Annotated in this window: 5 protein-coding genes; all 5 read left to right on the forward strand. The window is 67.7% G+C overall.

Features of this window, described 5'->3' with window-relative positions:
- Positions 1-131 precede the first annotated feature (131 nt).
- Positions 132-806 (forward strand): Crp/Fnr family transcriptional regulator, encoded by a 675-nt coding sequence (locus tag Q4F91_RS11615; RefSeq protein ID WP_303337883.1) that lies wholly within the window; start codon positions 132-134, stop codon positions 804-806.
- Between the two features lie 217 nt (positions 807-1,023).
- On the forward strand, positions 1,024-2,556 hold the full coding sequence (locus Q4F91_RS11620; protein WP_303337884.1) for a transporter associated domain-containing protein: 1,533 nt from the start codon (positions 1,024-1,026) through the stop codon (positions 2,554-2,556).
- A 148-nt stretch (positions 2,557-2,704) separates the two neighbouring features.
- The gene (locus Q4F91_RS11625; RefSeq protein ID WP_303337885.1) at positions 2,705-3,679 is read left to right on the forward strand and encodes an ABC transporter permease; all 975 of its coding nucleotides are present in this window, start codon (positions 2,705-2,707) and stop codon (positions 3,677-3,679) included.
- 18 nt (positions 3,680-3,697) lie between these two features.
- On the forward strand, positions 3,698-4,642 hold the full coding sequence (locus Q4F91_RS11630; protein ID WP_303337886.1) for an ABC transporter permease: 945 nt from the start codon (positions 3,698-3,700) through the stop codon (positions 4,640-4,642).
- Positions 4,643-4,653: 11 nt separating this feature from the next.
- Positions 4,654-5,719: ABC transporter ATP-binding protein (locus Q4F91_RS11635; RefSeq protein ID WP_303337887.1), on the forward strand; the 1,066-nt coding region annotated here is incomplete at its 3' end.

Consider the following 5,719-nt stretch of genomic DNA (forward strand, 5'->3'; position numbering starts at 1 on the left):
TGGCAGGAATTTGTCGCCCAGATGCCTCTCGGGTGTGCATTAGGCGGCTTTCAGGATCAAAGGTTGTCTTGAGGACGGTGATTTTCACTTTCTTCATGCTCTGGGTCTCCATGAAACGGGAGTGATTTCCAATGCTTCTGCCGCGCTATCTCTTCACGGGTGACTTTGAGAAACTCCGGCCGGAGCTTCTGCAGATTCCCTTCCGAGTGCGGCGCTTCGAGCCCGGCGAATTCCTCTGGCAGGCGGGCGACGGGCTCAATCACCCGCACCTGATCGACGGCGGACTCGCCAAGTGCACCGTCGCCGATGACACGGGCCGCCGCCGCTGCATCTCCTGGCACGGACCGGGGACGATCTTTCCCGTCTACCACCGCAACGACTTCGAGATCGAGCAGTCGATCACGCTCGAGGCCGTCACCGAGGTGACTTCGCTTGAATTCAGCCGCGCCGACCACATCGCGCTCGCCGCGAGGAACCCGGAGTTCGCGCTCACGACCATCGACTGGTACTCGAAATACGTGAACCTGCTGCTCTACACCGCGAGCCACGTCGCGCTCGGGAGCGTCACCGCCTCGCTCGCCTCCGTCCTGATGCTGCTCTTCAGGAACGCGCCGGACGCGGCGCTCGCCGACTCGACCGAACTCCGGGTGACGCAGACCGAGCTCGCGGAGCTCCTCGGCGTCGACCGCGCGAGCCTTGTCCGTGCGCTCGGAGCCCTCCGCTCCGCAGGCGCCGTCGCAACCCGTCGCGGCGTGATCGAGCTCACCGACGCGGTGGCGCTCAGCAGACTCTCCGAATCCGTGTGAGACACATTCTGCGCGGCCGGCCCCGGGCCGTCTGCCGCAAAAGCGCCGTTTGCCGCTGGGAAAAGCGCAACGTCGTCGGACTTTCTTAAGCCACGGCGAATCCGGGCCTGTCAGGATAGAAGCCGACGGGGACACCCGACCCGCCTTCCGTGATCCGGGAGGCGCTCTCCGCCCGTGCAGCCGCGGACCGGCTGCCTGATCCTGCGCACCACCTCAGATGGACTTCCTATTCGACCCGGCCATATGGGCCGGTCTGCTCACGCTCGTCGTGCTCGAGATCGTCCTCGGCATCGACAACCTCGTCTTCATCGCGATCCTCGCGAAAAAGCTTCCCGAAGCCGAGCGCAGCAAGGCGCTCTACACGGGTCTCGGACTCGCGATTGTGATGCGCCTCGGGCTGCTCTCAGTCATGAGCTGGCTCGTGGGCCTGACCGCTCCCCTCTTTTCGATCTGGGGACATGCGTTCTCGCTCCGTGACCTCATCCTGCTCGCGGGCGGCGTGTTCCTGCTCTTCAAGGCCACGATGGAACTGCACGAGCGCCTCGAGGCCCATGCGCCGGGCGAGGAGAAGAACGCGGGGCACGCGGGCTTCTGGCTCGTCATCACGCAGATCCTCATTCTCGACGCGGTCTTCTCGCTAGACTCGATCATCACCGCGGTCGGCATGGTCGACAACCTCGGCGTCATGATGACCGCGGTCGTCGTCGCGATGGTGCTGATGATCATCGCGAGCCGCCCGCTCACCGAGTTCGTCAACGCCCACCCGACGGTGGTGGTGCTCTGCCTCTCGTTCCTGCTGATGATCGGTCTCTCGCTCGTCGCCGAGGGCCTTGGGTTCCACATCCCGAAGGGTTACCTCTACGCAGCGATCGGCTTCTCGATCATGATCGAGTTCTTCAATCAGGTCGCCGCGCGCAGCATGAAGCGCAACGCCGAGAAGGTGCCGCTGCGCGAACGGACCCTCGCCGCGATCGTGAACCTCATGGAACGCCCTGCGGCGAAGCCCTCCGGCGAGGAGGCCCCGGCCGCCGCGGCGGAGGCGCCCGCCTTCGCCCAAGAGGAGCGCAACATGGTCGAGGGCGTGCTCACGCTCGCCGAGCGCACGGTGAAGACCGTGATGACGCCGCGAAGCGGCATCTCCTGGGTCAACGTGAAGGAGCCGATCGAGGAGATCCTCGCGCGCATCCGCCGCCACCCGCACTCCTGCTACCCGGTCTGTGACGGGGCGCTCGAGAACGTGATCGGCATCCTCAAGGCGAAGGACCTCGCGGGGATCGACCCCACGGCGGAGGGTATCGCCGAACTCGCGCGCCGCCGCCGCCCGGCGATGGTGCCCGAGACCGTGAACGTCATCCGCCTCATGCGCGACTTCCGCCAGGGACTGCGCTCGATCGTGCTCGTCACGGACGAGTTCGGCGTGATCCAGGGCCTCATCACCACGCATGACCTGCTTGAGTCGATCGCGGGCGAGTTCCCCGACGAGAACGAGGCGAGGTTTATCGAGCCGCTCCCGACGGGCGGCTGGACCGCGAAGGGCGGTGCCGACCTGCTCCTGATCGAGCAGACCTGCGGCGCGCAGAACCTGCGCGACCCCGACCATGACTACGCCACGCTCGCCGGGCTGCTCCTCGAGCGCTTCGGCCGCATCCCGGCCGCGGGCGACTCGATCGAGATCGAGGGACTCCTCTTCGAGGTCGCCGAGGCCGGCCCGAGCCGCATCGAGCGGGTGACGATAAAGCGCACGGCCTGAGAGAGGCCGCCGGGGCGGAGTGCAGTTTGACGGGCCGTCGCAGAACCGGTCCGCCTCGACTGTTGGATAATTGGAGTTTTCGTCGCTCCCGGCCCCGGCGCGACGGACGAGAAGAATTCAACTCCCCAGAGAAGCAGACTTTCCGCCTATGCTCGCCTTTCTCACGCGACGGCTCCTTGAGGCCCTTGTGGTGCTCATCACCGTCGCCGCGATCGCCTTCGTGCTCTTCCAGTTCATCGGAGACCCCGTCGCCCAGATGCTCCCGATGGACGCCTCGCCCGAAGACCGCGCGCGCCTCACCGCCGCGCTCGGCCTCGACCAGCCCGCCTGGGTGCAGTTCCTGCGCTTCCTCGGCAACGCCGCGCAGGGCGACTTCGGGCTTTCCCTGAGACAGGCCGCGCCCGTGGCAACGCTCTTCGCGGAGCGCCTGCCCGCGACGATGGAACTCGCCTTCGCCGCGCTCATCCTCGCCCTCGTCCTCGGCATCCCCGCGGGCGTGCGCGCCGCGGTGAAGCCGGACGCCATCACTTCGAAGCTCATGATGGGCGCCTCGGTGCTCGGCATGTCGCTCCCCACGTTCCTCATCGGCATCCTCCTCATTCTCGTCTTCTCGGTAGAGCTCGACTGGCTCCCCTCCTTCGGGCGCGGCGAGGTCGTGCAGATCGGCTGGTGGTCAACGGGGCTTCTCACCGCCGATGGCATCAAGCATCTCATTCTCCCGGCGGTGACGCTCGCGATCTTCCAGCTCGCCCTCATCGTGCGCCTCGTGCGCGCGGAGATGCTTGAGGTGATCCGCGAGGACTTCATCAAGTTCGCGCGCGCCCGCGGCCTCTCCGCCCGCTCGGTGTACCTCGGGCATGCGCTGAAGAACACGCTCCTTCCGGTGATCACCATCACGGGCCTGCAGCTCGGAGGCCTCATTGCCTTCTCGATCGTCACCGAGACCGTGTTCCAGTGGCCCGGCATGGGCATGCTCTTCCTGCAGTCCGTGCAGTTCGCCGACATTCCGGTGCTCACGGCCTACCTCTGCCTGATGGCGCTCTTCTTCGTCGTCATCAATCTCCTGACCGACGCGCTCTGCGCGATGGTCGACCCGCGGCTCAAGATCTCGAGGAGGGGCTGACAGATGACGGAAACGGCCATGAACACGCAGAAAAGCAGGGAATCCCGGGAGGGGTTCTGGAAGCGCTTCTTCGACTCGCCCGCCTGGTGGTCGCTCAAGGCCTCGCGCACGGCGCAGATCGCGCTCGTCACGGGAATCCTCCTCATAGCCCTCGCGCTCGGCGCGCCGGTCCTCTCGACGCAGAACCCCTTTGATCTCGCGACGATCGACATCAGCTTCGCCAATCTCCCGCCCTCCTGGACCGAGGAGGGCGACCCCGCCTTCCTCTTCGGCACGGACGACCAGGGGCGAGACCTCTGGAGCGCGATGCTCTACGGCATGCGGCTCTCGCTCGCGATCAGCGTGGCGGCGGTCGCGCTCTCGATCCTCCTCGGCGTCTCGCTCGGGCTCCTCGCGGGGTTCGCGGGCGGCTGGACCGAGAGCATCATCATGCGCATCTGCGACATCATGCTCTCCTTCCCGGCGATCCTGCTCGCGCTCCTCATCGACGGCATCCTGCGCGCGGCGCTCCCGCCGGGCGAGCACACGATGCTCCCCTACATGGTGCTCGTCGCCGCGATCACGCTCTCGGGCTGGGTGCCCTACGCCCGCACGGTGAGAAGCATGACGCTCGTCGAGCGCAACCGCGAGTACGTGCTCTCGGCGCGCGTGATCGGTGTGAAACGCCCCGTGATCCTGTGGCGCCACATCCTTCCCAACGTGCTCGGGCCGGTCTTCGTGCTCGCCACGCTGCACGTCGCGACAGCGATCCTCACCGAGGCGACGCTCTCGTTCCTCGGCGTGGGCGTGCCCCCGACGACGCCGTCGCTCGGGACGCTCATCCGCATCGGCAGCGACTTCCTCTTCTCCGGGGAATGGTGGATCACGATCATCCCGGGCGCGGCCCTGGTCGCGCTCATCCTCTCGGTGAACCTCGTGGGTGACTGGCTGCGCGACGCCTTCAACCCCGCGCTCACGAACTGACGGAGACCGGCATGACTCAGACTGAAATGAAAGCCGCCGTCCCCGTCCTCGAGGTGAAGGGCCTCACCGTGGAGATCACCGCGCGCGGGAAGACCCTGCGGGCGCTCGACGGCGTTGACTTCTCTATCGCCGGGGGCGAGATCCTCGGCATGGTGGGCGAGTCGGGCGCGGGCAAGTCCATGACGGGCCAGGCGCTCATCGGGCTCCTGCCGCCCGGGGCTGCCGTGACCGCGGGCGAGATCTCGCTCGAGGGTCAGCGCATCGACACGATGCCCGAGGCCGAGCGCGAGCGCCTGCGCGGCAGCCGCATCGGCGCGATCTTCCAGGATCCCCTCACCTCGCTCGACCCGCTCATGAAGGTGGGCGACCAGCTCGTGGAGACGATCCTCGCGCACCGCCCGGACATGACGAAGGAATCGGCGCGCGCCCGCGCGGTGGCGCTCCTGAAGGAAACCGGCATCCCGTCGCCCGAGGCCCGCGCGCGGCAGTACCCGCACGAATTCTCGGGCGGCATGCGCCAGCGCGTCGTGATCGCGCTCGCGCTCGCCGCGGAGCCGAAGCTCATCATCGCCGACGAGCCGACCACCGCGCTCGACGTCTCGATCCAGGCGCAGATCATCGGGTTGCTCAAGCGCCTCGCGCGCGAGCACGGCGCCGCGATTCTCCTCATCACGCACGACATGGGCGTGATCGCCGAGACCGCCGACCGCGTCGCGGTGCTCTACTCGGGCGAGATCGTCGAGATCGGCGAGGTGGCCGACGTGATCTCCCGCCCCCAGCATCCCTACACCAAGGGCCTGATGGGCGCGATTCCCGACATCAGCGCGCCGGGGCTCTGGCTCGAGCAGATCGAGGGCTCCATGCCCGGTCTCGCCGACCGTCCCGCCGGCTGCCCCTTCCACCCGCGCTGCCGCGCGGCGATGGAGCGGTGCCGCACGGAGCGGCCGCCCCTGGCGCCCATGGGCACGTCTTGGGCCGCCTGCTGGCTCGCGTCCCCGACGGGCCGCGCGGTGCCGGACTCGCTCGTGCGCTTCCACCCGAAGCGCCTCGCCCAGATGGGCGCGGCGAAGGCCGCCG

The sequence above is a fragment of the Sutterella sp. genome, from assembly GCF_030539355.1.
GTDB lineage: Bacteria > Pseudomonadota > Gammaproteobacteria > Burkholderiales > Burkholderiaceae_F > Sutterella.